We start from the raw sequence: 24,516 nt of genomic DNA, 5'->3' as shown, positions 1-24,516 counted from the left end.
CCGCACCCGTCCGTGCTCCCGCGCGACCACCGGCCGGCGGTCCGGCGGGCGCATCCGCGCGCATCGCCCGCTCCGGCACACCGGCGCCCGCCGCCCCGGTGTGGTCGTCCTCCGGGGTCCAGTCGTCCGCCCTCGGGCCTCCGCGGGTCGCCGCTGTTCCGGACGGGCCCGTCCGTGCCACCGGTTCGCCGGGGAGCCGCTCGTCCGGCCGGGGCTCCCTCGGGATGCGGCGGCCCGGTGACGCGTCCTCCGGTGCCCACTCGTCGTCCGGCGTGTGCGGGTACCGCTCGTCGCCGGGTCCGGTCCTGCTGTCCGACATGGCGCTCAGCTCTCCTTCGGTCGGCTGCGGTGCAGGGCCCACGGCGTGGGGGTCCGGGCGTGCGAATGCGTGCCCGGACCGGCCTTCGGACCACCGGCCGTGCCCGAGGGGGCGCGGTGGCGGCCGGAGTCCTGGCCGGGGCCGGACAGGTCGTCGAAGAGGGCACGGGCGCCGACCAGGGCCGCACGCATCTCCTCGGTCCCGGCGCCGGCCTCGCTCAGGCCGCCGCTCGCCCCGGCGCGGGCCACGCGGTGGACCTGCCGGTAGCCGTCGACGTGGTCCGCGTGGTGCACGGACAGTGCGGCGAGCTGCTCCTCGTAGCGGCCGCCGTCGGGGTAGCCACGGACGGAGGCGAGCTCCGCGAGCAGCTGGTCGGCCTCGGCCACGGCCTGCCGCGGCGAGTCGACGAAGTGTTCCTGGATGACCGTCCAGCGGGCCGCGTACCGCTCCCGCCCCTCCGCGTCCAGGGGGCGTTCCCGCAGCTCGCCGTGGCGTTCCACGCGCTCGGCCAGCTCCCGCTCGGCGGCCTTGGTGTCCCCGTCGTGCAGGGCCACGGCCCGCTCGTACTCGGGCCCGAAGCGCCGCTTGAGGCTCGGCCCGCCGCGCCGGGTCCGGCCGCGCAGGGTCAGGGCGGCCGCGAGTACGACCACGGCCGCCACGATCACGATCACGATCAGCAAGATGATCATGCCTGTGGACATGGTTGCCTTCCGCATCGGGCCGGCCCCGCTGGCCGGCTCCTCCTTCGGGTGACCCGGAAGGCAGCCCACAAACGGCGTCAGTCCGCGAACCGGCGCAGCCCGGTGACGGACCAGACGGTCCTGATCCGGCCGTCCGCCACGTCCAGCAGGTCGATCCCGCTTCTCCGGGCGCCGTCCGCGAAGGTCACGTACCAGCAGCAGGCGACCCGGCCCAGAGCGGAGTCCACCGTCGGCGTCCCGTCGACGGTGTAGCGCAGTCCGGGCTTCGCCTCCCGGAAGGCCCGGACGTAGTCGGTCATCCCGGCCGGCCCCCGCACCTCGTCGGTGGCGGCGTTCGCGGGGTCGTTGCCGAAGCGGATGCGGAAGTCGGGCGCGAGGAAGGCCTCCGGGTCGCCGAAGTCCCCGTTCCACAGGGCGGTCCAGCGGTCGAAGAGGGCGATGCCGGTGTCGCTGGTCAGCGTGGTGGGGCCGGTGTGCGTGGTCGATGTCATGGGCTCAGCCTCCGCCCCGCCCGCGACACCCCCCTGTCGGTGATTGGCGTCACATCACCGCCGCCGCGTCGAGCGGTACGACGTCCGAGCCGAGCGTGTCGAGCGCGGCGAGGTCGACGCCGCGGTGCGGGGCCCGCTGGTCCAGGGCCGTCACCGCGCGGACCCGGTCCAGCCGGAAGCCGCGCGGGGCGTCCCGCAGCCGGCACCAGGCGGCCAGGTACCAGTGCTCCTCACCGCCGAGGAAGCCGAGCGGTTCGACGTCCCGTGCGGTGACCCGGCCCGCCGCGTCGGCGTACTCCAGGCGCAGCACCCGCCCCGCCGTCAGCGCCTCCCGCAGCGCGGCGGGCACCGTCGGTCCGGCGGGCCGCGCCGGGCGGGCCGCCGGGACGAGCAGCCGTACCCGCTCGGCCAGCTCGGCCGCCGCCCGCCGCTCCCGTTCCGGCATGACGGCCAGCACCTTGTGCAGTGCGCTGCGCGCGTCCGCGGCGAACGGCGTCCCGGTGAGGGTGTGCAGCCCGACGGCGAGGGCGGTCGCCTCGGCAGGGGTGATGGTCAGCGGCGGCAGGGTTCGCCCCCGGTCGAGGACGTACCCGCCGCTGCGGCCCGGCTCGGCGTGGATCGGCAGTCCGGACTGCTGCAGCGCGGCCAGGTCCCGCTCGATGGTGCGGACGCTGACCTCGAAGCGCCGGGCCAGCGCGCGGGCGCTGCGGGGGCGGGGAGCGGCGGCGCGCAACTCCTCGACGAGGGCGTAGAGACGGTCGGTGCGGTTCACGGCAGCCAGTGTCGAGGAAATCACCCCGGCGGCGGGACGGCGGGCGTCGACAATGGCCGGCATGACGTGGACGATCGCCCCGGAACCGTACGACTCCCCGGTCGCCGCCGCGCTGTGGCGGGCGTACTACACGGAGGTCAGCGACCGCTGGTACCTGCTGCACGAGGGCCGGCGCACCGACCCGGGCGAGCTGGAGCGGCAGGTGGCGGCGTCCACCGGGTCCGAACTCGCCCCGCCCGGCGGCCGGTTGCTCGTCGCCCGGTACGACGGCACACCGGCCGGTTCGGCGGGGGTACGGCTGCTGGACGCGGACACGGCCGAGCTCACCCGGGTCTTCGTCACCGAGGAGACGCGCGGCAGGGGCGGGGCCGCGCTGCTCGTGGCCGCCGCCGAGGAGGCCGCCCGGGCCCTCGGCGCCCGCCGTATCGTCCTCGACACCCGCTCCGACCTGGTCGAGGCCCGTGCCCTGTACGCGCGCCTCGGCTACGCCGAGACCCCTCCGCACAACGACGACCGGTACGCCGAACACTGGTTCCGCAAGGAGCTGGTGGCAGCACAATCCGTCAACCGACCTTGGTGACGGTGCCGTTGTGCGGCCGTTCCTGATCCGAGCCGCACAGTTCACCGGTGAGCTCCTTCACGAGCCGCGTCAGGTCGGTCGAGCGGCCCGGCTGCCACCAGTTGCCGAGCAGCTCGGCCAGGGACTCCTCGCGGGCCGTCGCGAGCCGTTCGGCGACCGCGCGGCCGGACTCGGTCAGCATCAGGTCCAGACCCCGGCGTTCGGCGAGGTGCCGTTCCTCGACCTGGCGGGCGGCGGCCATGACCGCCTGGAGCGGGACGGGGCTGCGCTCGGCGAGCACGCCCGGCTCGACGGAGCCGTACTTGCGGATGCGCAGCAGCATCCAGCTGGCGGCGGGCAGCAGGTCGTAGCCGGCCCGTTCGGCGATCTTCCGGTAGATCTCGTGGCGGCCCTCCCGGGTGCCGAGCAGGGACAGGGCCCGGCTGCACTCGTCGTAGGAGGACCGCTCGACGGGGTTGGGCGGGATGGTCTCGGAGACGTCCGGCGCGGTGACCGAGCCGCGCAGCCGGTCCTCTTTCAGGAACCAGGCCAGCGCGAAGCCGAGGAGGGCGACGGGGACGGCGTAGAGGAAGACGTCGGTGATGGCGGCGGCGTAGGCGTGCAGGGCCGCCGGGCGCAGGGCGGGCGGCAGGCCGGCGATGCCGCGCGGGTCGGACTCGAGGGCGTTCGCGGAGACGCCGGGCGGCAGGGTCACGCCACGGAAGGCGGCGGCCAGCTTGTCGCCGAGACGGCTCGCGAAGACCGTGCCGAAGACGGCGACGCCGAAGGAGGCGCCGATGGAGCGGAAGAAGGTGGCGCCGGAGGTGGCGACGCCCAGGTCCTCGTACGACACCGCGTTCTGCACGATGAGGATGAGCACCTGCATGACCAGGCCGAGCCCGAGGCCGAAGACGAAGAAGTAGACGCTCATCTCGGCGGTGGAGCTGTGCTCGTCGAGCCGGTGCAGCAGGAGCAGGCCGATGGTGGTGACGGCGGTGCCGGTGAGCGGGAACACCTTCCAGCGGCCGGTGCGGCTGACGATCTGCCCGGAGAGGGTGGAGGTCAGCAGCAGCCCGACCACCATCGGCAGCATGTGCACCCCGGACAGGGTCGGCGAGATGCCGTGCACGACCTGGAGGAAGGTCGGCAGGTAGGTCATCGCGCCGAACATGGCGAAGCCGACGACGAAGCTGATGACGGCGGCCAGGGTGAAGGTGCGGATGCCGAACAGCTTCATCGGCAGCACCGGTTCGGCGGCCCGGCGCTCCACGGCGACGAACGCCACGGCCAGCAGCACGCCCAGCACGGCGAGCCCGATGATCTGCGCCGACCCCCACGCCCAGGTCGTGCCGCCGAGGGAGGCGACGAGCACCAGACAGGTGGCGACGGCGGCGATCAGGAACGTCCCCAGGTAGTCGATGACATGGTGGGCGGTACGGCGCGGGATCTGCAGGGCGGTGGCGATCACGGCGAGCGCGACGACACCGACGGGCAGGTTGACGTAGAACACCCAGCGCCAGCTCAGATGCTCGGTGAACAGCCCGCCGAGCAGCGGCCCCAGCACGCTCGTCGCCCCGAAGACGGCCCCGAACAGTCCCTGGTAGCGCCCGCGTTCACGCGGCGGCACGATGTCGCCGACGATCGCCATCGACAGCACCATCAACCCGCCGCCGCCCAGCCCCTGCAGCGCCCGGAAGCCGATCAGCTGGGGCATGTTCTGCGCCATGCCGCACAGCGCCGATCCGATCAGGAAGATCACGATGGCGGTCTGGAAGAGCTTCTTGCGCCCGTACTGGTCCCCGAGCTTGCCCCACAGCGGGGTCGCGGCGGTCGAGGCCAGCAGGTAGGCGGTGACCACCCAGGACAGGTGCTCCAGCCCCCCGAGGTCGCTGACGATGGTGGGCAGCGCGGTCGACACGATGGTCTGGTCGAGCGCGGCGAGCAGCAGCCCGAGCAGCAGGGCGCCGATGGAGACGAAGACGTTGCCCGGCACGTGCTCGCTGCTCCTCACGTCCTTCGCCGCGCCGTGCGTGTCCAGGGTCATGGAGACCTCCCGGGGCTCGGGTGCACCTCTTCCATGGTGGTGGGAGTCACCGTTTATGGCCTGTTGAGTCCTGCGTTTCCGACGGTGCCTGTGGAGGAGGTGCGCATAGTCTCTGAAGTTCGTGAGGGGAGGGGACGAACACGTGAGTGATCCCAAGGGCCACACGTGCCCGGAGTGCGGGGCGCCGAGGGGCGCGGACCGCACCCCGTCGTGCGACTGCACCGAGCGGGCGTCCGAGGCCCTGCGCGAGGCCCGGACGGCCGAGGCGGCAGCGGCGGAGGACTTCGACCCCCTGCGGATACGGCCGTACGTCGGCATGCAGGCCCCGGCGCCGCCTGCCGACGGCGTCGGGACGGGGGGTGCGGGCGGGTCCGGCACGGCGGAGACGACAGGCGGCGACCCGGGGACAGCGGACACGGCCGTCGGCGGGCCCGGCACGCCACACCCGGTCGAGGTCGGGTCCGGCACGGCGGAGACGACAGGCGGCGGCCCGGGGACAGCGGACACGGCCGTCGGCGGGCCCGGCACGCCACACCCGGTCGAGGTCGGGTCCGGCACGGCGGAGACGACGGGCGGCGGCCCGGGGACAGCGGACACGGCCGTCGGCGGGCCCGGCACGCCACACCCGGTCGAGGTCGGGTCCGGTGGGGACGTGCCCCACGCGGGGGAGCCCGGTGGCGAGGAACACGGTGACCGCGAGGAGGAGCGGATACGCCCCAGGGGCCGTCGTACGGTGCTGCTGTCGGTCGCGGGGGCCGGGGTGGCCGTCGTCGTGGCGGCCGGTGTCGCGAGCGGGCTTTTCTCCTATCACACGCCGACCCGGAACCGGGCGGCCCAGGAGGTCAGGCAGAGCGTGCCGAGCGCAGCGGCCCCGGCCTCGACCTCACCGCGGCCCCCCGTCGCACCGCCCCGCTCCCCCGCGCCCTCCGCGCCCCCGCCCACGTCGGCCGGTCCGAGCCCGTCCGCCACGCCTTCCGCCTCACCGTCCCCCTCCCCGTCCGGCTCGGCGCCCCGCGCCCCCTCCCCCACTCCGAGCCCGAAGACCTCCACCGCCCCCCGCACCACCCCCGCCGCCGCCCCGGTGCTGCAACGCGGCGACTCCGGCCCGGAGGTGAGGGAACTCCAGCTGCGGCTACGGCAGTTGAATCTCTACGGCGACCAGATCGACGGGGTCTTCACCCGCCCGGTGGAGGACGCCGTGCTCAACTACCAACTGGCCAGGGGCATCCGCGGCGACACCCTGGGCGTGTACGGGCCTGCGACCCGGGCGAGCCTGGAGGGGGAGACGTCGGACCCGTGAGGAACCCGGGGCCCGGAGGGCGCAGTCACGCAGGATGGAGGGCGGAACCCTACGCCTGGCCGACGTGCAGACGGAGCAACCCCTCGCCCGCGTCCTCGACCCGCACCTGTGTGAGATCGCGTACGACCACGTCGGGACCGTGCGCGGCGGCCCGGGGTCCGACCCCCACGACACGCATGCCGGCGGCCCGCCCTGCCGCTATCCCCGCGCCCGAGTCCTCGAAGACGACACACTCCGCGGGGTCGATCCCCAGCTCGGCCGCCCCCTTCAGGAACCCCTCGGGATCTGGCTTGCTCGCCCCCACCGACTCGGCGGTCACCCGCAGCTCGGGCAGCGGCAGCCCGGCGGCGTTCATGCGCGCGGTGGACAGGGCCACGTCCGCGGAGGTCACCAGGGCGTGCGGCAGCCCGCGCAGGGAGGCGAGGAAGGCGCTCGCGCCGGGGATCTCGATCACGCCGTCCATGTCGGCGGTCTCCTCGGCGAGCATGCGGGCGTTGTCCGCGAGGTTCTGCTCCAAGGGCCGGTCGGGCAGGAGGAGAGCCATGGAGGCGTGCCCCTGCCGACCGTGCACGACCTTCATGACCGCGTCGCCGTCCAGCCCGTGCCGCTCGGCCCAGCGCCGCCAGATGCGTTCCACGACGGCGTCCGAGTTGACCAGGGTGCCGTCCATGTCGAGCAGGAGGGCGCGGGCGGTGAGGACGGCGGGCAGGGCGGTGGAGGACGCGGCGGTGGCCGTCATGGGCAGCTCCAGGAACGAATGGCCCCGGGAAGGGGAGGGACAAGGCGGCCCCGCCCGCCGGTCAGGGAAAACGGGCGGGAGCCACTTTGTTTCTCTACGGTACAAAACCGGGAGCGGATCCCGCCACCGCCCCCGGCGAGGGTTCACCCACCGTTCAGCTCAGCCGGCCACGGCCTCGTACAGGCTCCACACACCGAGCGCGAGCATCAGCAGCGCCGCGATCTGCGTGATCAGGCGCAGCGGCACCCGCTTCATCAGGGCCTTTCCGCCGACGATGCCGAGCCCGGCGACGGCCCACAGGCCGAGCACCGCGCCGAGGCCGACGGAGAGCGGGTCGTCGTAGCGGGCGGCGAGGTTGGCGGTCATGATCTGGGTGAGATCTCCGAACTCGGCGACCAGGATCAGCATGAAGCCCGTACCCGCGACCTTCCAGAAGGACTGGTCGGCGGGCTTCTTGATCTCCTCCTCCTCGCCCTTGTGCAGCAGGAGCATCGCCGCACCGCCGAGGAAGAGGACGCCGGTGATCGCGTGCACGATCCGCTGGGGCAGCAGAGTCAGCACGCTGCCGGCCGCGACGGCGAGCACGACGTGCACCAGGAAGGCGGCGGCGACGCCCGCGAAGACGTAGCTCGCGCGGTAACGGGTGCCGAGGACGAGGCCGGCGAGCGCGGTCTTGTCCGGCAGTTCGGCGAGGAAGATGACGCCGAAGACGAGCGCCGTCACGGTGATGCTGATCAAGGTCCCTCAATCGGTCGGGCTGCCCCACCGAGAGTGTGGTACGTCACGCGATGACACCTCGGCACGGCAGCGCACTCGGCGCCCGTGTCGTGGGACACGGGCGTGCACTGCTTGCCGAAGGTCTCGCTGGCAGTCCTCGAATCGACTCGAAGATCCGCCCCCGGGCGCCGGCTCAGCTGACTGAGCAGTATGTCGACGGTCCGGCGAAGAGCTACTCCCCTTCTGCGCCTCCCATAGTACGGGACGCAAAAGTTCGACTGTGGACCTTGTAGTGACATGGACACGTCACTAGATTCTCACCGAGCGCTCACCCTCCGGAAACACGCCCCCGCGAGCATTCCCTCGCTCGCGCCCCACACCCTCGCCCCACATGGGAGTTCGCATGTCCCGCTTGTCTCGTGTCTACGCGCGTCGACGACTGAGCATACTCGCGGCCCTCACCGGTCTCATAGCCTCGGCCGGACTGTTCAACGGCCCGACCGCCTCCGCCGCCCTCCCCACCCCGGTCAGCGGGGCCACCGCCCGCAGCTACCTCTCCCAGCTCACGGTCGCCACCGAGAACCGCACCGGCTACCAGCGCTCCCTCTTCCCGACCTGGATCACCATCTCCGGCACCTGCAACACCCGCGAGTGGATCCTCAAGCGGGACGGCTCGAACGTCGTCACCGACTCCTCCTGCGCCGCCACCAGCGGCAGCTGGTACTCCCCGTACGACGGCGCCACCTGGACCGCCGCCTCCGACCTGGACATCGACCACCTGGTCCCGCTGGCCGAGGCCTGGGACTCCGGCGCGAGCAAGTGGACCACCGCCCAGCGCCAGGCGTTCGCCAACGACGTCACCCGGCCCCAGCTCCTCGCCGTCACCGACAACGTCAACCAGGCCAAGGGCGACCAGGACCCGGCCACCTGGGTCCCGTCCCGCACCGCGTACCTGTGCACCTACGTCCGCGCCTGGGTGCAGGTGAAGTACTACTACAACCTCTCGGTCGACTCCGCCGAGAAGAGCGCCCTGCAGAACGACCTGGCCGGCTGCTGAGCCTGCAGAACGACCTGGCCGGCTGCTGACCCTCCCGCCGGACCTCCGGCACGCGCCCGACAGACAGTGGCCGGCCCCGTGGGGCCGGCCACTGCCGCGTCAGGTGTCAGGTCACCGGGCGAGCGGCCCGCCCGTCGTGGCGGGCGACCCCGGGAAGCCGGCCGGCACCGCCTCGGGCAGAGCCGGCCGACGGTGCCTCAGGCAGCCGGCCGAGAGCGCCTCAGGGCAGCCGGCCGAGAACAACTCAGGCAGCCGGCCGACGGCGCATCAGGTAGCCCGCCGCGCCGCCCGCCGCGAACAGTGCGGCCACCGAGACGGCCGTGGCCAGCCAGGTCGCGCCGAGCCACTGGGCGCCGAAGTAGCCGAGGGCCACGCTGTAGGCGGCCCAGGACAGACCGGCCAGGGCGGACCAGGGCAGGAAGTCGCGGGCGCGGCGATGGGCGGCACCCGCACAGAAGGAGACGACCGAACGTCCGGCGGGCGCGAAGCGGGCCAGGACGACCAGCGCGCCACCGCCCCGCACCAGGGCCTCGCCGAGACGTTCCTGCGCGGTGGTCAGCCGCCGGGAACGGGCTATCGCCCGGTCCAGCCGCTCCCCGCCCCGCCAGGCCAGCCGGTAGGCGACGAGATCGCCGAGCACCGAGGCCGTCGCCGCGGACACGATCAGGACGAGGATGTCCGGCACGTTGTGCGGCACCCGCCCGGCCGCCGCGCCCGACCCCGCCGCCGCGGCCGTACCGGCCGTGATGACGAGCACCCCGCTCGGCAGCACCGGCAGGAACACGTCGAGCAGCACCGACAGGGCCACCACGGCATAGATCCATGGTCCGGCCGCCAGCGACCCCACACTTTCGAACACGACGACTCCCGTTGCTCCCCCGTTTGACAGCCATACAGCGTACGCCGGGGGTGTGACAACGAGATCTCCGGGGCTCGTGAGGCGCAGGCGTCCGACGAACGGTACGGCGCCCGTCCCCGCTCGACCGGGGACGGGCGCCGTACCGCGAAGGAACGCGTCAGGCCGCTATCGGGGTCTGCTCGGCCGCGGACCTGCCGTCCGCCACCGCGCCCCGGCCGATCAGCCGGTCGAGGCCGAAGGCGCCGGATCCGGTGAAGACCAGCAGGAGGAAGGCCCAGCAGAACAGGACCGACAGCTCGCCGCCGTTCTGGATGGGCCACAGGGCGGCCTGCTGGTGGACGTCGAAGTAGGCGAACGCCATCGAGCCCGAGGCGACCAGCGCGGCCCCGCGGGTGCCGAGGCCGAGCAGCACCAGGCCGCCGGCGACCAGCTGGATCACGGCCGCGTACCAGCCCGGCCAGGTGCCGGACGGGATCGTGCCGCCCTGGGTGCCCGCGGCGCCGCCGAGGACACCGAAGAGGGAGGCGGCACCGTGCACGGCGAAGAGCAGGCCGACGACGATGCGGAAGAGCCCGAGGACATAGGGCTGAGCGGCGTGGAGACGAGCGGACATGGAGGGACCTTTCCTCTTCGGTGTCGGTCGGGCCGGCCGGGGACGCAAGGGGTGGCCGGTCGTGGGGGCGGCGGTACCGAACGGAGGATCAGGTTAGGTGAACCTAATCAGTGCTTGCAAGTTCAAGTTCTGGCCATGGTTCACACCGAGCGGTCCCGCACCGGCCGCCCCCGCACCTCCAGACTTCCGAGCAGCTCCGCCGTCACCTGCGCCACGGCGTCCACGGCACGCTCGAAGGCCTCGCGATTATGGGCGGCGGGGGCGCGGAAGCCCGACACCTTCCGTACGTACTGCAGGGCGGCGGCGCGAATGTCCTCGTCCGTGGCCTCACCGGGCAGCACGGGCGGACGCAACGTCTTGATACTCCGGCACATGTCCCCAGTCTCACGCGGACCGCACGCCTCTGGGATGATCACGCGGAAGGCGGCCACCGACTCCCGGGGCCGACCGTCGAAAGGACAGCCTCATGGCGACCGAACAGACCGTGGCCATCCTCGGCCCCGGCGGCACGGGCGGCCTCCTCGCCGCTCTCCTCTCCCGATCCGGCCACCGGGTCATCTGCCTCGCCCGGGAGGGCACGGCCGAGACCCTGCGCCGCACCGGGATCACCGTCCGCAGCGCACAGTTCGGCGAGTTCACCGCGCCCGTGGAGGCGGAGACCGAACTGCGCGAACCGGTGGACGCCTGCCTGATCGCCGTCAAGCACACCGCGCTCGACGCCGCGCTGAACCGCATCCCGCCCGCCGCGACCGGCGACGCCCTCCTCGTGCCCCTCCTCAACGGCGTCGACCACCCCGCGGCCCTCCGCGCCCGCCACCGCCCCGACCGCGTCGCCCCGGCGGTGATCCGCGTGGAGTCCACGCGGGTCTCCCCCGGCCTGATCGAACACGGCAGCCCGTTCACGGAGATCGACCTCGCCGGCGACGGCGTGCCCCGCGCCCGCCTCGACACGCTGGCCGGCACCCTCACGCACGCCGGTGTCACGGCCCGCGTGGTCGAGGGCGAGACGGCGGCACTCTGGGCCAAGATGGCGTTCCTCGCCCCGTTCGCGCTGCTCACCACCCGCTACGGCCTTCCGCTCGGCGAGGCCCGCACCCGCCACCGCGAGGAACTCGAGGCACTGGTCGCCGAGACCGCCGCGGTCAGCCGGGCCTGCGGCGCCCCCGCCGACCCGGCGCAGGCCCTGGCCCGCTACGACGCCTTCCCGCCCGGCGCGAAGTCGTCCATGCAGCGCGACGCCGAGGCGGGCCGCCCGCTCGAACTCGACGCGATCGGCGGAGCCCTGCTGCGCGCGGCCGAGCGACACGGCGTACCGGCCCCGGTGACGGCACGCCTGGTGGCGGACCTCCACGCGGCCGGCCACTGAGCCTCCCGAACACCAGCTCGATAAACACATTCGACTGAACCTCACGACCGAACTCGCCACCCAAAATCGAACAGGCGTAGCATTGCCGCGTGGCTACGACCTATGGATTCCCCAGTGACCTCCTCGCCGGCCAGGAGGAGCTGCATCAGGTCCGGGCCGAGCTGTCGGCCCTGCTCAAACGGCTTCCCTGGTCCGTCGAGCCGATGGACGGCTTCAGCGACGACACCGGCTGGCGCAAGGTGGAGCGGCCCGCGTCCCCCGGCTGGACGGCGGACGAGCAGGCCGAGGTGGAGAAGCTGCGCCGCCGCGAACACGAGCTCGCGGTCTTCGTCAGCACCCACCGCTTCTGGGCCGAGGTCGCGGCGGCGGACCGCGTGGAGGCCCGCACGAAACTGAAGCACGCCCATGAGGAGCGGGCGGAAGAAAAGGAGTGACCGGCCCACCGAACAGATACGGCCCCCCGGAGACATCTCCGAGGGGCCGACCGGTGGGCGCGGACGGTTTCGAACCGCCGACATCCTGCTTGTAAGGCAGGCGCTCTACCCCTGAGCTACGCACCCGGAACACCCGGGCGACGCGCCCAGGTCGAGTGGACAGCCTACCTTGCCCGGGCCGGTGCACCGCAAACCCTTGCGGGGACGTCACCTCGCGCAGGGTGCGGGCCGATGCCGGCATCGGCCCGGTGGACCACCAACTCCGTGCCCCACCCGACCGCGTGACCGTCCACAGCGACAACGGCGCGGTGGCGGTCACCTGTCCCGCGCCGGGTACCACGTGAGGGTGTGCCGCAGCGTGACGTCGGTCCGCACCGGGTGACCGCCGGCCCGTCGAACGGGAAAGTGACGGTGCGCAGGGCGAACTGACCGGCTCGTGTGTTCGTCCTCAACGGGTGGGAGAATGACTCCACCCAGGGCGATCCACAGCACGGGAGAGGGATGTGACGGCGACACCGGGCACGCCACCTTCGCAGCCGTACCCGCCGTCGACCGCAGCGGCCCGGCGCGGGTCCGCGGTCTCCTCCGGCCTGCGGGACACCCTCACTCTCATGAGCCTGCCGGTACTGGCCGCGGTCGCGCTGTCCGGTGCGTTCGCCGGTGGGGGCACCCGGCGCTGGTTCGGGGGGCGGGCGGAGAGTCAGCGGGCGGAGGCGCAGGCCGCCAAGGACGCGGCGGCCGCCGCGTTCTACGAGCTGGACACCGCGCAGCGGGACATGCGGATCTCCATCGAGACGATCACGGCGGTGGACGACTCCCCCGCCGCCGGGCGTGCCGTGTCCGATTTCGAGGCGCTGGGGCGCCGGATCGACGAGGTCAGTCAGCGGTACATCCAGGCGGTGGACGCCCATGATCTCGACCGGGACGATCTGGAGGCCGCCGTGGCCTCGCGGGCGCGTGCGGAGCTGACCGCGGCCAAGGACGAGCTGGTGCGGGTCAAGCAGGAGCTGGACCGTTTCGGCAGTTCGCTGGGGCCGCTGCTGGGCAAGGCGGAGACGCAGTTGGCCCGGCTGGCGCCCGCGGTGGAGCGGGCGCGGCAGGCGCTGCTGGCGGCGAGCAACGCCCTGGACGCCGTACGGGGGAAGGGGCTGAGGGCGGATGATCTCGCGGGGCGGCTGGCCGCTCTGTCGCCCGAGCTGACGCGGCTCAATCAGGGTGCGGGGCAGCACGGGGTGGAGCAGACGCTGGAGCGGGCGGAGCGGGTGCAGCGGGAGGCTGCGGCGATCCGGGCCGAGGCCGAGCGGTTGCCGGAGCGGGCGGCCGAGATCGATCACCGGCTGGTCTCCCTGCGGACCCGGGCGCAGGCGCTGACGACGCGGGCCGGTCAGGTGGAGCCGGTGCTGAGCGAGTTGCGGCGGCGGTTCTCCGCGGCCTGCTGGCAGGACCTGCAGCGGGTGCCGGAGCAGGCCGGGGAGAACGTCCGGCAGGCCGAGCTGAAGCTGGGCGAGGCGCAGGCCGCCCGGGAGGCCCAGCGCTGGCCGGACGCCACCTCGCTGCTGTCGACGGTGCGGGCGCTGCTGAACGCCACGGACGAGGCCGTGTCGGCCGCCGGGGAGCGGCTGCGGCGGCTGAACGAGGTGCAGAAGGATCCGCAGCGTGAGGTGGAGCGGACGCGGTTCGCGATCCGGGACGCGCAGCGGCTGGCGATGACGGGGCGTACGGCGCCGGATCCGCGGCACGCGCGGCCGTTGGACGAGGCGGTGGCCCGGCTGGAGCGGGCGGTCGGCTCGTTGGAGGGCCGGCACCCGGACTTCTGGCACTTCCTGACCGAGACGGAGGCGGTGCGCCGGACGGCCGCTCGGGTGGTGACGGAGATTCGCGAGGAGCGTGGGGGCGGGCACTGAGCTGCGTGTTCTCCGGGTGGGTGCCGGGTGCCGGGTGCCGTGCGTGTTGCCGGGTGGGTGCGGGCAGGCGGATATTGAAGTGGACGGATGGCCTCCGCTAGCGCCCGAGGGAGGCGGACATGGCCACACACGCAGTGCACGAGAGGAAAGCCGAGGGACGGCGGCGGACGCAGTTGGACGACCATCTGCCCGTCGATCACCGGCTCAACCGGGTCTACCGGGTCGGTGCGGGTCTGATCGGGGCGTTCCTGGTCGCCTTCGGCATCCTCGGCCTGATCAACCACATCGGCTTCTTCGACACCGGCGGGAACTCGGCCGCGGGGCTGAACACCAACGGCACGCTCAGTGTGCTGTCGATCTGCATCGGCGCGCTGCTGCTGGCGGGCATGGTGATCGGCGGGAACTTCGCGTCGACGCTGAACATGGTCCTCGGGGTGCTGTTCCTGCTGAACGGCTTTCTGTTCCTCGGTCTGCTGGACACTCCGCAGAACTTCCTGGCGTTCAAGATGCAGAACGTGCTCTTCAGCTTCGTCGTGGGTCTGCTGCTGATGACCTTCGGCATGTACGGCCGGGTCGGCTCGGCCTTGCCGCACGACAATCCGTACTGGCGGACCCGGCATCCCGGGGACAGTGGTGAGCCCCCGTCGCCCGACCACGCGTCCGGGACCACGACGGTGAGCATGCCGCTGCCGGGGGCGGACAAGTTGCGCGGGAAGGAGTGAGCCGTCCTGCGGTCCGCCCGGGCGCCCGCGCCCGGGCGGACCGCTGGGATCAGGTGCGGTAGGCGTAGAAGTACGCCCGCGGGTACGACGCGACGAGGCTGGCCACCGACCTGTTGTAGGTGTTGGTGGAGTGGTACGTCACGTACGGCACGCCGTAGCGGTCGCGGTTGGTGACGATCATCGAGTGGTCCTTGGACCCGTCCCGGTTGAAGTCCATCTGGATCACGTCGCCGAGGTCCGCCTGGAAGACGTTGGCGAGCGGCGTGACGCGTTTGGAGGACAGGGCGAACCAGGAGAACTCGTTGACCCCGACGAACGAGTCGGACTGGATGTCGGCGTTGCCGAACCACTTGTGGAAGTCGTTCGTGTAGCCGGGCACGTGCTTCCAGCCGCCCGCCTTCAGGGACTGGCTGACGAAGTTGGTGCAGTCACCGCCGTCGGCCTCCCCGTTGTAGTCCGGGTAGTCGGGGTTGTAGTGACTCCAGTACTTGGTCGCGTACGCCACCATGGCCTTGTAGTTGTAGGCGCCGGTGGTGAGGTTCTTCGGGTTGGACGCGGCGGGGTAGCTGGTGGCCGCGCGCGGGGCGTCCGGCGGGCCGTCGTCGGCGGCGGTGGTCTTCGCCTTGGCGACGGACGGCGTGGCGACCTGGTTGACGGCGAGGTAGCCGTCGTCCGTGTCGTGGATGCCGGTCAGCTGCCAGTTCCCGTTGTGGTCGGCGTCGAAGGTCAGCTCGTGGTGGGCCTGGAATCCCGTGGTCTTCGGGCTGCCCGCCGCGGGCTTCTTGTAGCTCAGCGAGGTGGTCTCGGTGACGGCGACCTTGGCGTGCCGGCCGTGGACCTCCGTGGCGTCGAGCGTGACCTTGGTGCTGCCCGCGCTGTACTTCTCGCCGAGCTTGGCGAGGCGGGTGCGGCGCTCGCGCAGCTCGCCCACGGCGGAGCTCTGCGCGCGGGTCTGTCCGCCGGACAGGCGGACGGATCCGGAGAAGCCGGACGCGTGCTGCGTCCGGGCGCTGCCGGACCCGTCCACGAGGGCCTCGGTGCGGTCGGTGAAGACCGCGTCGGCCAGCCGCTGGAAGGTCGCCTTGGTGGCCGCGTCCACCGTCGGGTCGTTGGTGACCGCTGCTCCCGCGCTCCAGTTGGAAGCGAGGGCCACGCCGGCCACCACCGAGGCGGCCGCAGCCCCCACTATGGTCGCGCGGCGCCGCTTATGGCTCAGTTTTCTCGATTTCAATGACGTTCCCCTTTTCACCGGTACACCTACCGGGACGGAGCATCTTTGCACGCCTCACGTGGTGAATGTGAAGGGGGTTACACAAGTGGAACGGACGCTGACCGTAGGTCACTTGACGACCTGGGACCAGTCCGGTGACTGGGCGGGGTCGAGGCCGCGCAGCGCTGCGAGGGTCTGCGGCTTTTGTACGTCCATCCAGTCGGCCAGTTCCTTGAAGGACACGCACTTGACGCCCTTTTTGGTGCAGATCTGCGGGATGACCTGGTCGATGGCCTTCATGTAGATGTCGCCGTTCCAGTCCTCGAAGTGGTTGCCGATGAACAGCGGGGCCCGGCTGCCGTAATAGACGCGGTTGAATCCGGCCATGTAGGAGTCGACGGTCATCTGCTGCCACTGGGCGTACTTCGACGGGTCGCCGTTCGTCTCGCCGTTGGACTGGTTGTAGAGGAAGTTGAAGTCCATGGACAGGCCCTGGAACTTGCCGTTCTCGTAGGGGAGCATCTCCAGCGGGAAGTCCCAGATGCCGTTCTTCTTCGTGGGCCATATCTGGAAGTCGCCGGGGGAGCTGGCGTCGTAGCGCCAGCCGTAGCTCTTGATGGCCTTCAGCAGGTTGGGCTGGCCCTCCAGGCAGGGGGCGCGGCCGCCGGTGACCTCCTTCTTGAAGTCGAAGGGCAGGGCGGGGACGTCCTTGTCGCCGGTGTTGGTCTTCCAGTTCTCCACGAACTTGAAGAACTGGTCGATCTCGCTCTTCCACTGGGCGACGGACCAGTCGCCGCCGCCCTTCTTGCCGCAGAAGTGGCCGTTGAAGTGGGTGCCGATCTCGTTGCCCTGCTGGTAGGCCAGGCGGAGCTGCTCCAGGGTGGTGCGGATGTGCTCGTCGGTGGCGTAGTCGATGGCGGCGTCGCCGGGCTCGTGCATCGGGCCCTGGTAGAGCGACTTCTTGCTCTTGGGCAGCAGGTAGATGCCGGTCAGGAAGAAGGTCATGTGGGCGTCGTACTGCTTGGCCATCTCGCGGTAGTGCGAGAAGAGGTGGTCGTCGCCCTCCAGGGCGCCGTCCCAGGAGAAGACGACGAACTGGGGCGGCTTCTCGCCGGGCTTGAGCGGCACGGGCTTCAACTGCCCCTGCTGCGGGCCGGTGTAGGAGGTGGAGCCGTCACCGAGGATGTGGGTCTTGCCGTCCCACTTGGGTGTCGGGCCGGGCTTGGGGGCGGACGCCTTGGCCTTCTTGCCGGCGGAGGCGGTCGGCTCGGTGTGGTCCGGGCGGGTCAGCGCCAGGAAGCCGGCCACCAGGGAGGCCACGACGAGGAGGGCGGCGAGTGTCAGGACCTGCGGGCGGGTGGCGGCGGCAGGCAGGCGGCGGCCGGGGGCGCGGCGCCGGCGCGACGGTGGCTTCTTGCGAGACATGCGCGGCTCATTCTCCGAAAGGGGCAGGGGAAGTCTGTCGGGTCCGGAGTCAGCCGAGACCCATTGCGGCCGACCAGAGGGTGTACGGGACGTTGTCCGCCGTGCCGCCGGCCAGCCCGTCCAGGGGCAGCGGCTGCAGCGACTTCGCCAGGTCCATGCGGTAGACGACGACCGCCGTCGACACGGAGTCGGCCGTGCCTGCGTACCAGGAGGCGGTGTCCTTGTCCGCGGTACCGGCCTTCCCGGCCACTCCCGGTCTGGTGGCGGCGGTGGCCGGGCGGGCGGTGCGGAAGGAGTCGGTGAGCGCCTCCTCGACCTCCTGGGCCACCTGGGCGCCGACCGCACGCCGGGGGTGCGGGGTGTCGAGGGCGACCGGGGCGCCGTTGCGGGTGATCCGGCGCACGGAGTACGGCTCCGTGTGCGTGCCGCCGGCGGCGAAGGTGGCGTACCCGCTCGCCATACGGATGGCGCTGGGGGTCGAGGTGCCGAGCGACAGGGCGGGCACCTGGGGGCCCATGCTGTCGGACAGCAGTCCGGACGCCTCGGCGGTCCGGCGCACGTTCTCCAGGCCGGTGTCCATGCCGAGCTGCATGAAAGGGGTGTTGACCGACCGGGCGAGGGCCTCGCGCAGGGTGATCTGCCCGTAGGACTTCCCGCCGTCGTTGTGCGCGGCGACCTTCTTGCCGCTGCGGTCCCAGTAGGGGCCCTCGGGGGTGGTGACCGGGACGCCGTCGTCGCCGTTGTAGGGCGTCTGCGGGGTGACGGGGGTGGCGGGTCCGCCGCGCGTCTTGTGGACGCCGTGTTCGAGCCCGGCGGCGTAGACGAACGGCAGGAAGGCGGTGCCGGCCGGGACGGTGGCCGCGTTGGACTCGTTGTAGCCCTGGGTGCGGTGGTCGGGGCCGCCGTAGACGGCGAGGATCCGGCCGTCGGTGGCCACCGAGGCGGCGCCGTAGTGCCCGTTCTTCGCCCCGCGCGGATCGCTCTGCCTGGCCCGCTTGCGGGCCTTGGTGACGGCGTCGGTGAGCGCCTGCTCCCGCTTGCGGTCGAAGGTCGTGTAGATCTGGTAGCCGCCGAGGTCGAACTGCTTGTCGGTCAGGTGCGCGGCCTTCTTGGCGTAACTCGACGCCAGCTCCACCAGGTAGTCGCTCTGCGCGCCGGTGTTGTACAGCGGGTTGCTCTTCAGCGGCTCGGGGAAGGTCGTGTACTTCGCGCGTTCCTGCGGGGACAGCCTGTGGATCTTGACCATGCGGTCGAGGATCCACTTCCAGCGCTCCACGGCCCGCTGGTGGTTGGCCTTGCCCAGCGTGGGGTCGTACAGTCCGGCGCCCTTGAGGAGACTGGCGAGCATGGCCGCCTGGGAGGCGTTGAGCTCGCTGACGTCCTTGCCGTAGTAGGCCTGGGCGGCGCGCTGGATGCCGTAGCTGCCGCGGCCGAACCAGCTGGTGTTGAGATAGCCCTCGAGGATTTGGTCCTTGCTCATCTTGTTGTCGAGCTTGAGGGAGATCATCGCCTCGGTGAACTTGCGGCTGATGGTCTGGTTCTGGTTGAGGTAGACGTTTTTGACGTACTGCTGGGTGATGGTGGATCCGCCCTCGGTGTCCCCCTTGCCCACGGTGCGGTACAGCGCCCGCGTGAGGCCTTTGACGGATATGCCCGGGTCGGTGTAGAAGCTCTCGTTCTCCGCCGCCAGCACCGCCCAGCGGACGTCCTCGGGTATGTCCTTCAGCGGCATCGCCTGCCGCTGCACCCATCCCGTACGGGCCATCGGGGTGCCGTCCGACCAGAAGTAGACGTTGTCCTGCTGCGTGGCGTACGTGTTCAGGTTGCTCGGTATGTCGGTGAGGGCGTAGGCGGTGACCAGGAAGGCGCTGAGCAGCCCGAAGCTGGACAGGACGGCGCCGATCCACTGGCGCCAGGAGGGTATCCAGCGGCGCCAGCCGGTCCGGCCGGGGCGCGGATAGACGGGCTTCAGCCGGCGCGCGTAGGGGGCGAGCCGGCGGGCGTACGGGGCCAGCGGCGCGAGCAGCCGGCTCACGGCCGCGACGGTCCGCTCCCGCGCGGAGGGGCGCGCGTTGCGCCGGCGCTCGGAACGGCCGCCGGTGGCAGGGGGCTCCGGTGGCGGGGGCACGCGCAGCTGCATCGTCTCGTCCGCCCGGACGGCTCCGACCTTCAGATGCAGCGTCTCGTCCGTGTCGAACGGCTTGTCGCCGCGACCACCCCCTCGGGGGCGGCCCTCCCCCTGCGACGCGTCGGTCACGACGGCGTCTCCCTCCGCACTCGGTCTTGCTCGCGCGGGGGACAAAGCATCCTCGCGGCGGCGTTCACAAATTATCAGCGATGTTTTCGAATCCCCCGCACATACGTACCGGTGCAATGCAACACTCATGAAACATTGAGGTGCCGGTTTCGCAGGCCCGGCGGATAGCCTGGCGCCATGCCTCGTTACGAGTACCGCTGCCGCACCTGCGGCGACACGTTCGAACTGAGCCGTCCCATGGCCGAGTCCGCCGCCCCTGCGGCCTGCCCTGCCGGGCACGACGACACCGTGAAGCTGCTGTCGACCGTGGCGGTGGGGGGAAGCGCCGCCGCGTCGGCCCCGGCGCCCCCGGCAGGCGGGGGCGGGGGCTGCTGCGGCGGCGGCTGCTGCGGTTAGGGGCGCCCCTCAGGCCGGCCCCGTGACGCTCTGAGGAACTCCCGTACGATCCGCTCCCCGGCCAGCACGCCCCGCTCCGGCAGTGCCGTGACGGCCGGGGCGGTCCAGTCCGTGTCGGCCAGCTCGCCGTGTCCGGGGCGCCAGCCGCGGTCGGCGGCCAGCAGCAGGTCGGCGTCCAGCAGGGAGTCACCGGCCGCCAGGGTCAGCTCCGCGCCGCTGCGCCGGGCGACCTCGCGGACCGCCGCGCTCTTGGTGAGCGGCTTCGGCACGGCGTAGATCTTGCGACCCTGCAGCGAGACCGTCCAGCCCCGGTTCTCCGCCCACACCGCCAGCTCCTTCACCCACTCCTCGGGCAGCAGCTCGCGCTCGACGACCAGATAGGCGAAGAGGTCCTCGGCGACCCGGTGCTTGCGCACCCACACCGGGTCGGCCGACCGGAGCAGGTGCTCGCACACCTCGTCCAGCGGTGCGCACTCGTCGGCGAGCCGCGCCAGCACGCTCGCGTGCCAGTCGGCGTCGGTGACCCCGTCGACCAGCAGATGGCCGCCGTTGGCGCAGATGGCGTACGCCGGGGGCGGGCCCGGCAGGTTGATGCGCTGGTACTGCTTGCGGGTGCGGGTCGTGGTCGGCACGAAGACGGCCGTGTCGCCGAGATCGGTCAGCAGCTGGGCCGCGGTCTCGGTCATGTAGGACAGCGGCTTGCTCTCGTGGACCTCGACGCAGAGCAGCCGGGGCGCCCGCGCGTCGGGCATGGTCAGCGCGAGGGCCGCCGAGGAGTAGATCAGCGTGCGGTCGAGGTCGCTCGCCACCAGCACCGGCATCAGAGGTTCACCGCCTTGCCGTCGGCGCCCGTGGCGCCCCGGGTGTACCGGGGGTGGATCAGCCCCACGCAGGTGTACGGCAGCTCGCCGACCTCCTCGACCGGCACCCCGCGCTGCTCGGCGAGCAGCCGGACGTGGTCGAGGTCGGCGCCCGCCCCGGCCCGGGCGAGGATCTTCCAGGGCACCCGGCGCAGCAGCACACGGGTGGTCTCGCCGACGCCGGGCTTGACGAGGTTGACGTCGTGGATGCCGTACTCCTCGCTGATCCGCTCCACTGCCCGCCAGCCCGCCCAGGTCGGGGTGCGGTCCTCGGCGAGCAGCTCCTTGACGGCGGTGTCGACGGTGTCGGCGACCTCGGCGAAGCGGGCGGAGACGGCGTCGAGGAAGGCCACCGAGACATCGGCGCCGGCGAGTTCGCGGTAGAACTTCGCGCCGTGGAAGTCGTCCGGGCCGACCAGGTCGGCGCGCAGGACCGTACGGGATATCAGGCCGGAGACGGTCGAGTTGAGGCAGGCCGAGGGGATGAGGAAGTCCTCGCGGGTGCCGTAGGTGCGCACGCAGGAACCGGGGTCGGCGAGGACGGCGATCTCCGGGTCGAAGCCGGCGATGCCCTCCTCGGCCTCGAACTCCTCGATGGCCTCGGCGAGTTCGCGGGTGATGGCGCCCTTGCCGGTCCAGCCGTCGACGAAGACGACGTCCCGCGGGTCGTGGTGGGCGGCGAGCCAGCGCAGCGCGTTGGCGTCGATACCCCGGCCGCGCACGATCGACACGGCGTAGTGCGGAAGGTCGAGCCCGTGCCGGAACTGCGCCCAGCGGCGCATGAGAACGCCGACGGGGGTGCCGGCGCGGGCGAGCGAGACGAGGACCGGACGGGGTGACCGCTCGCCGATCACGGTCTCGGTGACGACGCCGACCGCGTGGGCGATCCGTGCGGCCGAGGCGTCCAGGGCCGTGTGGAACAGCTCCTGGTACTGCGCGCTGGGCTGGTACTCCACGGGCAGCGACTCGGCGTAGTGGGCGCCGCCGCTCTGGATGGCCTCCTCCCGCTCCTCGGTCGGTGCCTCCAGGGTGACGTCGGAGAGGTCCTGCAGCAGCCAGCCGACCTCCTCGGGCGCGTAACTGGAGAATGCGGGGCCGCGGAGGGGCTCGGGCAGCATGGCCGGCCTTTCGGGAACGTGCGGGACATACGCGGGGACGACCGCGAGGAGGACGTGCGGGACGTGCGCCGCGAGGCGGGCCAGCAGGCCGTCGGGCGCGTGCAGGGCGGGCGTGTCGGCGACGGAGTCGACCACGGCGACGACGGCGTCGAAGCCGGCGCCCGCGACGTTGTAGGCGTACCGCTCACCGGGGCCGTCGGCCGGGTCGTCGTGGGCGGGGAAGACCAGGCGGCTGCGGATGGCGTAGCCGGGGTCGTCGACCGCGAGGACGGGTGAGCGGGTGGTGGTGGAGAACCGCACCTCGGCGTCGAGACCCTGCTCCAGCTCGCGGGCGAGACGCAGCGGGGCGTACATCAGCTCCTCGAAGCCGAGCACGAGGACGCGGCGGGCGCCGGCGGGCAGGGCGTCGCGTACGCGGGCCGCCATGGCGGGCAGCGCGGCTTCGAGGCGGGCCCGGTGGGCGGGGGTGAAGCCGTGACGGCCGCCGTCGGGCAGACGAGCAGGCCAGTGGAGGTCTATCCGCCCGGGCCGGTGCTCCCCCGAGGCGCGGGGCTCCGCCCCGGCGGACCGTGTCCCGGCGGACTCGTGCCGGGCCACCAGTTCCCGCCCCTTCTCCAGCACCCCCTCCGGCAGTCGTACGACCCCGGACGCACCGGCGACCAGATCCACCCGCGCCCCGATCTCGCCGGCGAACCGCTCCAGCCGGTCCACGTCCTCGGGCGAACGCATGTCCACCAGAGCGACCACCACGTACCGCCGTCGCGGATAGCGCTCATGCAGGTCACGGATGGTGTTCAGCACGGTGTTACCGGTGGAGAACTCGTCGTCGACGAGCACCAGCGGACCGTCCCCGGCCAGCAGCCCGGGGTCCTCCGGCAGCAGCAGATGCGACGTGGCGTGCGAGTGCGACTCCTCGAAGCCCCCCGCACGGGCGACCCCGGGCACCGGCCGCCGCGTGGAGTGCAGGTACGGCGCCGTGCCGAGCCCGTCGGCGACCGCGTGGCCCAGCCCGGTCGCGGTCTCCGCGTAGCCCAGGACGACGGCGGCACCGGCCTGAGCACCGAGCAGCGCGGCGACCTCCCGGCCCAGGCGGCAGCCGTGTTCGTAGACCACCGCCGGCGACTGCGGGACATGCTTGCCCAGCACGTTCGACACCAGCAGATGGGCCCGCCTGGGGTTGCGGCGCAGAGCGAGCCCCAGCAGGGTCGGCAGGCAGTCGTCGCCCACGAGTTCGACCCCGAGCCGCTCGGCGACCCAGCTGCCGGACCAGACCCCGTCGTTCACTGCGTTGTTCATGCGTTCCTTGGACGATATGGCGGTGTTCGGAAGAATCACCGGTTTCAGCCGGGTATCCCGGCGGCGAGCAGCTCCACGAAACCGACGTCCTCGTGGGCGACGCCGAAGACCTCGGCGCGCAGCAGGGTCCGCTCGGCCCAGGCGCGGTGCGGCTTCACCTCGTTCATCTTGTTCGTGTAGGCCGACCGGAGTACACCCCCGCCGCCTCTTTCGGGCCGCAGGATGTCCTGGGCGTCGCTGTACTCCTCGTGGCTGACCACGGACAGCGCGTGCACGGGCAGGACGTGGGAGGGGTGGATGCACGTCTTGCCGAGCAGGCCGTTGGCCTGGTCGAGCGAGATCTCCCGCAGCAGTCCGTCCATGGCGTGTTCGATGAGCTTCTCGCGCAGCTCGACGGCCTGCACCTCGAGGAAGGGGCTCTGCCGCAACTGTGGCTTGAACATGCGCTCGGAGACCCGGAAGTACTCCCAGACGGGCCCGGTCACGGTGAATCCGGTGCCGTCGGCGCGGCCCAGCATGTTCACCACGTCGGCGATCACGGAGGCGACGACCTGGACGTCGTAGGCGGTCATGTCGGGGGCGCGGCGCAGGCCGTAGGAGGAGCAGAAGTCGGTGACGCCGAGACGGAGGGCGAGCACGCGGTCGCGGTACTTGTCGACCGCGCGGAAGATGCCCTCCAGGGTGTCCACGCGGGACTCGCGGTAGAGCAGCTCCGGGGACTCCAGGACGGGCATGGCGAACAGCCGGCGCCCGCTCTCGGCCTCGGCGACCGTCAGGGCCTCCAGGAAGGGGATGCCGCGTTCCTCGGTGAACTTGGGCAGGACGAAGCCGGACAGCAGCCGCACGGAGGGGCCGAGGCGTCGTACGAGGTCGGGTATCTGCTCGGGGGCGCGGACCCGGATGAAGAGCAGGGGCGGCTCCACCCCCGGCCGGGAGCCGAGGTCCGCGAACTGCCGGACGAGGTTCTCCTCGCCCGCCCCGACCTCCGCGTCGCTGATGGAGTCCTCCAGGCACAGCACCATCGAGACCACGCCGCTGCCGGCCTGTCTGACGATGTCGTCGGCGAGCCGCGGCCGGGTGGCCGGGCTGTACAGCGTGGCGCCCAGGGCCGCGGCGAGCAGCCGGGCCGGGGCGTCGGCGGTGAACGCGCACGGCTCCCGGTGGAAGAGGCGCTGCCGCACTTCGGGGGCGATGTGCCCGAAATGACGCATAGGACTCCCTCAGGGTGCGAGCCGAGTCAGTGTGCGGTGCTGAGTTCGGTGATGGATCGGTCAAGGGTGGCCGGTAATAGTACGTAGGGATCCATGTCGGGAGTTCCCTGTGGGCATGAATTTCCGGTAACTCGCCCGTGTCGTCG

23 protein-coding genes, 1 tRNA gene and 1 pseudogene are annotated in these 24,516 nt (G+C 72.1%); 8 read left to right on the top strand and 17 right to left on the bottom strand.

Going from position 1 to position 24,516, the window contains the following annotated elements:
- From ACIHEJ_RS11300 to ACIHEJ_RS11285, 4 genes and pseudogenes are all read right to left on the bottom strand, one after another.
- Nucleotides 1-319 (bottom strand): annotated as a pseudogene (locus tag ACIHEJ_RS11300) (hypothetical protein); the annotation flags it as partial.
- Between the two features lie 5 nt (nucleotides 320-324).
- Entirely contained in the window at nucleotides 325-1,020 is a 696-nt protein-coding gene (locus tag ACIHEJ_RS11295; protein WP_400134200.1) for a hypothetical protein, read from the bottom strand.
- Nucleotides 1,021-1,097: 77 nt separating this feature from the next.
- Nucleotides 1,098-1,511: a nuclear transport factor 2 family protein gene (locus ACIHEJ_RS11290; protein ID WP_400134198.1), complete on the bottom strand. Its 414-nt coding sequence runs from the start codon at nucleotides 1,509-1,511 to the stop codon at nucleotides 1,098-1,100.
- Nucleotides 1,512-1,560: 49 nt separating this feature from the next.
- On the bottom strand, nucleotides 1,561-2,283 hold the full coding sequence (locus ACIHEJ_RS11285; RefSeq protein WP_400134196.1) for a helix-turn-helix transcriptional regulator: 723 nt from the start codon (nucleotides 2,281-2,283) through the stop codon (nucleotides 1,561-1,563).
- A gap of 52 nt (nucleotides 2,284-2,335) precedes the next feature.
- On the opposite strand from ACIHEJ_RS11285, the gene ACIHEJ_RS11280 reads away from it, so the two are divergent.
- Nucleotides 2,336-2,863 carry a GNAT family N-acetyltransferase gene (locus ACIHEJ_RS11280; protein WP_400134194.1) on the top strand — a complete coding sequence of 176 codons (528 nt, stop codon included), beginning with the start codon at nucleotides 2,336-2,338 and terminating at the stop codon, nucleotides 2,861-2,863.
- Here ACIHEJ_RS11280 and ACIHEJ_RS11275 read toward each other — a convergent pair.
- Nucleotides 2,847-4,886, bottom strand: coding sequence for a DHA2 family efflux MFS transporter permease subunit (locus ACIHEJ_RS11275; RefSeq protein WP_400134192.1), 2,040 nt, complete (start codon nucleotides 4,884-4,886; stop codon nucleotides 2,847-2,849). The genes ACIHEJ_RS11280 and ACIHEJ_RS11275 overlap by 17 nt on opposite strands.
- Before the next feature lie 142 nt (nucleotides 4,887-5,028).
- Between ACIHEJ_RS11275 and ACIHEJ_RS11270 the strand changes: the two genes are divergently transcribed.
- Nucleotides 5,029-6,186, top strand: coding sequence for a peptidoglycan-binding protein (locus ACIHEJ_RS11270; RefSeq protein ID WP_400134190.1), 1,158 nt, complete (start codon nucleotides 5,029-5,031; stop codon nucleotides 6,184-6,186).
- A gap of 49 nt (nucleotides 6,187-6,235) precedes the next feature.
- Here the strand turns inward: ACIHEJ_RS11270 and ACIHEJ_RS11265 are convergent, their stop codons facing one another.
- Nucleotides 6,236-6,925 carry an HAD-IA family hydrolase gene (locus ACIHEJ_RS11265; protein ID WP_400134188.1) on the bottom strand — a complete coding sequence of 230 codons (690 nt, stop codon included), beginning with the start codon at nucleotides 6,923-6,925 and terminating at the stop codon, nucleotides 6,236-6,238.
- Nucleotides 6,926-7,084: 159 nt separating this feature from the next.
- Entirely contained in the window at nucleotides 7,085-7,663 is a 579-nt protein-coding gene (locus ACIHEJ_RS11260) for a TMEM165/GDT1 family protein (protein ID WP_400134186.1), read from the bottom strand.
- A 391-nt stretch (nucleotides 7,664-8,054) separates the two neighbouring features.
- Between ACIHEJ_RS11260 and ACIHEJ_RS11255 the strand changes: the two genes are divergently transcribed.
- Nucleotides 8,055-8,699 (top strand): HNH endonuclease family protein, encoded by a 645-nt coding sequence (locus tag ACIHEJ_RS11255; RefSeq protein WP_400135129.1) that lies wholly within the window; start codon nucleotides 8,055-8,057, stop codon nucleotides 8,697-8,699.
- A 244-nt stretch (nucleotides 8,700-8,943) separates the two neighbouring features.
- Here ACIHEJ_RS11255 and ACIHEJ_RS11250 read toward each other — a convergent pair whose 3' ends face one another.
- The 3 genes from ACIHEJ_RS11250 to ACIHEJ_RS11240 all read right to left on the bottom strand — a co-directional run bounded on the left by ACIHEJ_RS11250 (nucleotide 8,944) and on the right by ACIHEJ_RS11240 (nucleotide 10,545).
- Nucleotides 8,944-9,558 (bottom strand): DedA family protein, encoded by a 615-nt coding sequence (locus ACIHEJ_RS11250; RefSeq protein WP_400134184.1) that lies wholly within the window; start codon nucleotides 9,556-9,558, stop codon nucleotides 8,944-8,946.
- A 157-nt stretch (nucleotides 9,559-9,715) separates the two neighbouring features.
- Nucleotides 9,716-10,171, bottom strand: a complete 456-nt coding sequence (locus ACIHEJ_RS11245; RefSeq protein ID WP_400134182.1) for a DoxX family protein — start codon at nucleotides 10,169-10,171, stop codon at nucleotides 9,716-9,718.
- 140 nt (nucleotides 10,172-10,311) lie between these two features.
- Complete coding sequence (locus tag ACIHEJ_RS11240; RefSeq protein WP_400134181.1) at nucleotides 10,312-10,545, bottom strand: DUF2277 domain-containing protein; 234 nt, start codon at nucleotides 10,543-10,545, stop codon at nucleotides 10,312-10,314.
- A 92-nt stretch (nucleotides 10,546-10,637) separates the two neighbouring features.
- Between ACIHEJ_RS11240 and ACIHEJ_RS11235 the strand changes: the two genes are divergently transcribed.
- The gene (locus tag ACIHEJ_RS11235) at nucleotides 10,638-11,537 is read left to right on the top strand and encodes a ketopantoate reductase family protein (RefSeq protein WP_400134180.1); all 900 of its coding nucleotides are present in this window, start codon (nucleotides 10,638-10,640) and stop codon (nucleotides 11,535-11,537) included.
- Nucleotides 11,538-11,626: 89 nt separating this feature from the next.
- Nucleotides 11,627-11,971, top strand: coding sequence for a hypothetical protein (locus tag ACIHEJ_RS11230; protein WP_400134178.1), 345 nt, complete (start codon nucleotides 11,627-11,629; stop codon nucleotides 11,969-11,971).
- Between the two features lie 54 nt (nucleotides 11,972-12,025).
- Here ACIHEJ_RS11230 and ACIHEJ_RS11225 read toward each other — a convergent pair.
- Nucleotides 12,026-12,097: transfer RNA gene (locus tag ACIHEJ_RS11225), tRNA-Val, on the bottom strand.
- A 377-nt stretch (nucleotides 12,098-12,474) separates the two neighbouring features.
- Between ACIHEJ_RS11225 and ACIHEJ_RS11220 the strand changes: the two genes are divergently transcribed.
- A complete protein-coding gene (locus tag ACIHEJ_RS11220) occupies nucleotides 12,475-13,875 on the top strand; it encodes a hypothetical protein (RefSeq protein WP_400134177.1) in 1,401 nt (466 codons plus the stop codon).
- 119 nt (nucleotides 13,876-13,994) lie between these two features.
- Entirely contained in the window at nucleotides 13,995-14,597 is a 603-nt protein-coding gene (locus ACIHEJ_RS11215) for a DUF4383 domain-containing protein (RefSeq protein WP_400134175.1), read from the top strand.
- A 49-nt stretch (nucleotides 14,598-14,646) separates the two neighbouring features.
- Here ACIHEJ_RS11215 and ACIHEJ_RS11210 read toward each other — a convergent pair whose 3' ends face one another.
- The 3 genes from ACIHEJ_RS11210 to ACIHEJ_RS11200 all read right to left on the bottom strand — a co-directional run bounded on the left by ACIHEJ_RS11210 (nucleotide 14,647) and on the right by ACIHEJ_RS11200 (nucleotide 19,372).
- Nucleotides 14,647-15,750, bottom strand: a complete 1,104-nt coding sequence (locus tag ACIHEJ_RS11210; protein WP_400134173.1) for an amidase domain-containing protein — start codon at nucleotides 15,748-15,750, stop codon at nucleotides 14,647-14,649.
- A gap of 186 nt (nucleotides 15,751-15,936) precedes the next feature.
- Nucleotides 15,937-17,232 carry a hypothetical protein gene (locus tag ACIHEJ_RS11205; protein ID WP_400134171.1) on the bottom strand — a complete coding sequence of 432 codons (1,296 nt, stop codon included), beginning with the start codon at nucleotides 17,230-17,232 and terminating at the stop codon, nucleotides 15,937-15,939.
- 49 nt (nucleotides 17,233-17,281) lie between these two features.
- Nucleotides 17,282-19,372 carry a transglycosylase domain-containing protein gene (locus ACIHEJ_RS11200; RefSeq protein ID WP_400135128.1) on the bottom strand — a complete coding sequence of 697 codons (2,091 nt, stop codon included), beginning with the start codon at nucleotides 19,370-19,372 and terminating at the stop codon, nucleotides 17,282-17,284.
- A gap of 294 nt (nucleotides 19,373-19,666) precedes the next feature.
- Here ACIHEJ_RS11200 and ACIHEJ_RS11195 point away from each other — a divergent pair, with 294 nt between their 5' ends.
- Complete coding sequence (locus ACIHEJ_RS11195) at nucleotides 19,667-19,885, top strand: zinc ribbon domain-containing protein (RefSeq protein ID WP_400134169.1); 219 nt, start codon at nucleotides 19,667-19,669, stop codon at nucleotides 19,883-19,885.
- On the opposite strand, the gene ACIHEJ_RS11190 is transcribed toward ACIHEJ_RS11195, so the two are convergent.
- From ACIHEJ_RS11190 to ACIHEJ_RS11180, 3 genes are read right to left on the bottom strand one after another with little or no spacing between them, the layout of a single operon-like run.
- Nucleotides 19,882-20,706 (bottom strand): HAD family hydrolase, encoded by an 825-nt coding sequence (locus ACIHEJ_RS11190; RefSeq protein WP_400134167.1) that lies wholly within the window; start codon nucleotides 20,704-20,706, stop codon nucleotides 19,882-19,884. The two genes, ACIHEJ_RS11195 and ACIHEJ_RS11190, sit on opposite strands and share 4 nt — an antisense overlap.
- The gene (locus tag ACIHEJ_RS11185; protein WP_400134166.1) at nucleotides 20,706-23,159 is read right to left on the bottom strand and encodes a phosphoribosyltransferase; all 2,454 of its coding nucleotides are present in this window, start codon (nucleotides 23,157-23,159) and stop codon (nucleotides 20,706-20,708) included. The genes ACIHEJ_RS11190 and ACIHEJ_RS11185 overlap by 1 nt, the downstream gene beginning before the upstream one ends.
- A gap of 44 nt (nucleotides 23,160-23,203) precedes the next feature.
- Nucleotides 23,204-24,370, bottom strand: a complete 1,167-nt coding sequence (locus tag ACIHEJ_RS11180; protein ID WP_400134164.1) for an HpcH/HpaI aldolase/citrate lyase family protein — start codon at nucleotides 24,368-24,370, stop codon at nucleotides 23,204-23,206.
- Nucleotides 24,371-24,516: the final 146 nt, after the last annotated feature.

The organism is Streptomyces sp. NPDC052301 (genome assembly GCF_044593395.1).
Lineage (GTDB): Bacteria > Actinomycetota > Actinomycetes > Streptomycetales > Streptomycetaceae > Streptomyces.
The sequence above is the reverse complement of the archived record's forward strand: the minus strand, read 5'-3'. Positions and strand labels throughout refer to the sequence as shown.

Excerpts from the sequence above, each read along its gene's own strand:
- ACIHEJ_RS11295 (WP_400134200.1), bottom strand. The coding sequence starts at position 1,020 with ATGTCCACAGGCATGATCATCTTGCTGATCGTGATCGTGATCGTGGCG.
- ACIHEJ_RS11290 (WP_400134198.1), bottom strand. The coding sequence starts at position 1,511 with ATGACATCGACCACGCACACCGGCCCCACCACGCTGACCAGCGACACC.
- ACIHEJ_RS11280 (WP_400134194.1), top strand. The coding sequence starts at position 2,336 with ATGGCCGGCATGACGTGGACGATCGCCCCGGAACCGTACGACTCCCCG.
- ACIHEJ_RS11275 (WP_400134192.1), bottom strand. The coding sequence starts at position 4,886 with ATGACCCTGGACACGCACGGCGCGGCGAAGGACGTGAGGAGCAGCGAG.
- ACIHEJ_RS11265 (WP_400134188.1), bottom strand. The coding sequence starts at position 6,925 with ATGACGGCCACCGCCGCGTCCTCCACCGCCCTGCCCGCCGTCCTCACC.
- ACIHEJ_RS11245 (WP_400134182.1), bottom strand. The coding sequence starts at position 10,171 with ATGTCCGCTCGTCTCCACGCCGCTCAGCCCTATGTCCTCGGGCTCTTC.
- ACIHEJ_RS11240 (WP_400134181.1), bottom strand. The coding sequence starts at position 10,545 with ATGTGCCGGAGTATCAAGACGTTGCGTCCGCCCGTGCTGCCCGGTGAG.
- ACIHEJ_RS11235 (WP_400134180.1), top strand. The coding sequence starts at position 10,638 with ATGGCGACCGAACAGACCGTGGCCATCCTCGGCCCCGGCGGCACGGGC.
- ACIHEJ_RS11215 (WP_400134175.1), top strand. The coding sequence starts at position 13,995 with ATGGCCACACACGCAGTGCACGAGAGGAAAGCCGAGGGACGGCGGCGG.
- ACIHEJ_RS11205 (WP_400134171.1), bottom strand. The coding sequence starts at position 17,232 with ATGTCTCGCAAGAAGCCACCGTCGCGCCGGCGCCGCGCCCCCGGCCGC.
- ACIHEJ_RS11200 (WP_400135128.1), bottom strand. The coding sequence starts at position 19,372 with ATGCAGCTGCGCGTGCCCCCGCCACCGGAGCCCCCTGCCACCGGCGGC.
- ACIHEJ_RS11195 (WP_400134169.1), top strand. The coding sequence starts at position 19,667 with ATGCCTCGTTACGAGTACCGCTGCCGCACCTGCGGCGACACGTTCGAA.
- ACIHEJ_RS11190 (WP_400134167.1), bottom strand. The coding sequence starts at position 20,706 with ATGCCGGTGCTGGTGGCGAGCGACCTCGACCGCACGCTGATCTACTCC.
- ACIHEJ_RS11185 (WP_400134166.1), bottom strand. The coding sequence starts at position 23,159 with ATGAACAACGCAGTGAACGACGGGGTCTGGTCCGGCAGCTGGGTCGCC.
- ACIHEJ_RS11180 (WP_400134164.1), bottom strand. The coding sequence starts at position 24,370 with ATGCGTCATTTCGGGCACATCGCCCCCGAAGTGCGGCAGCGCCTCTTC.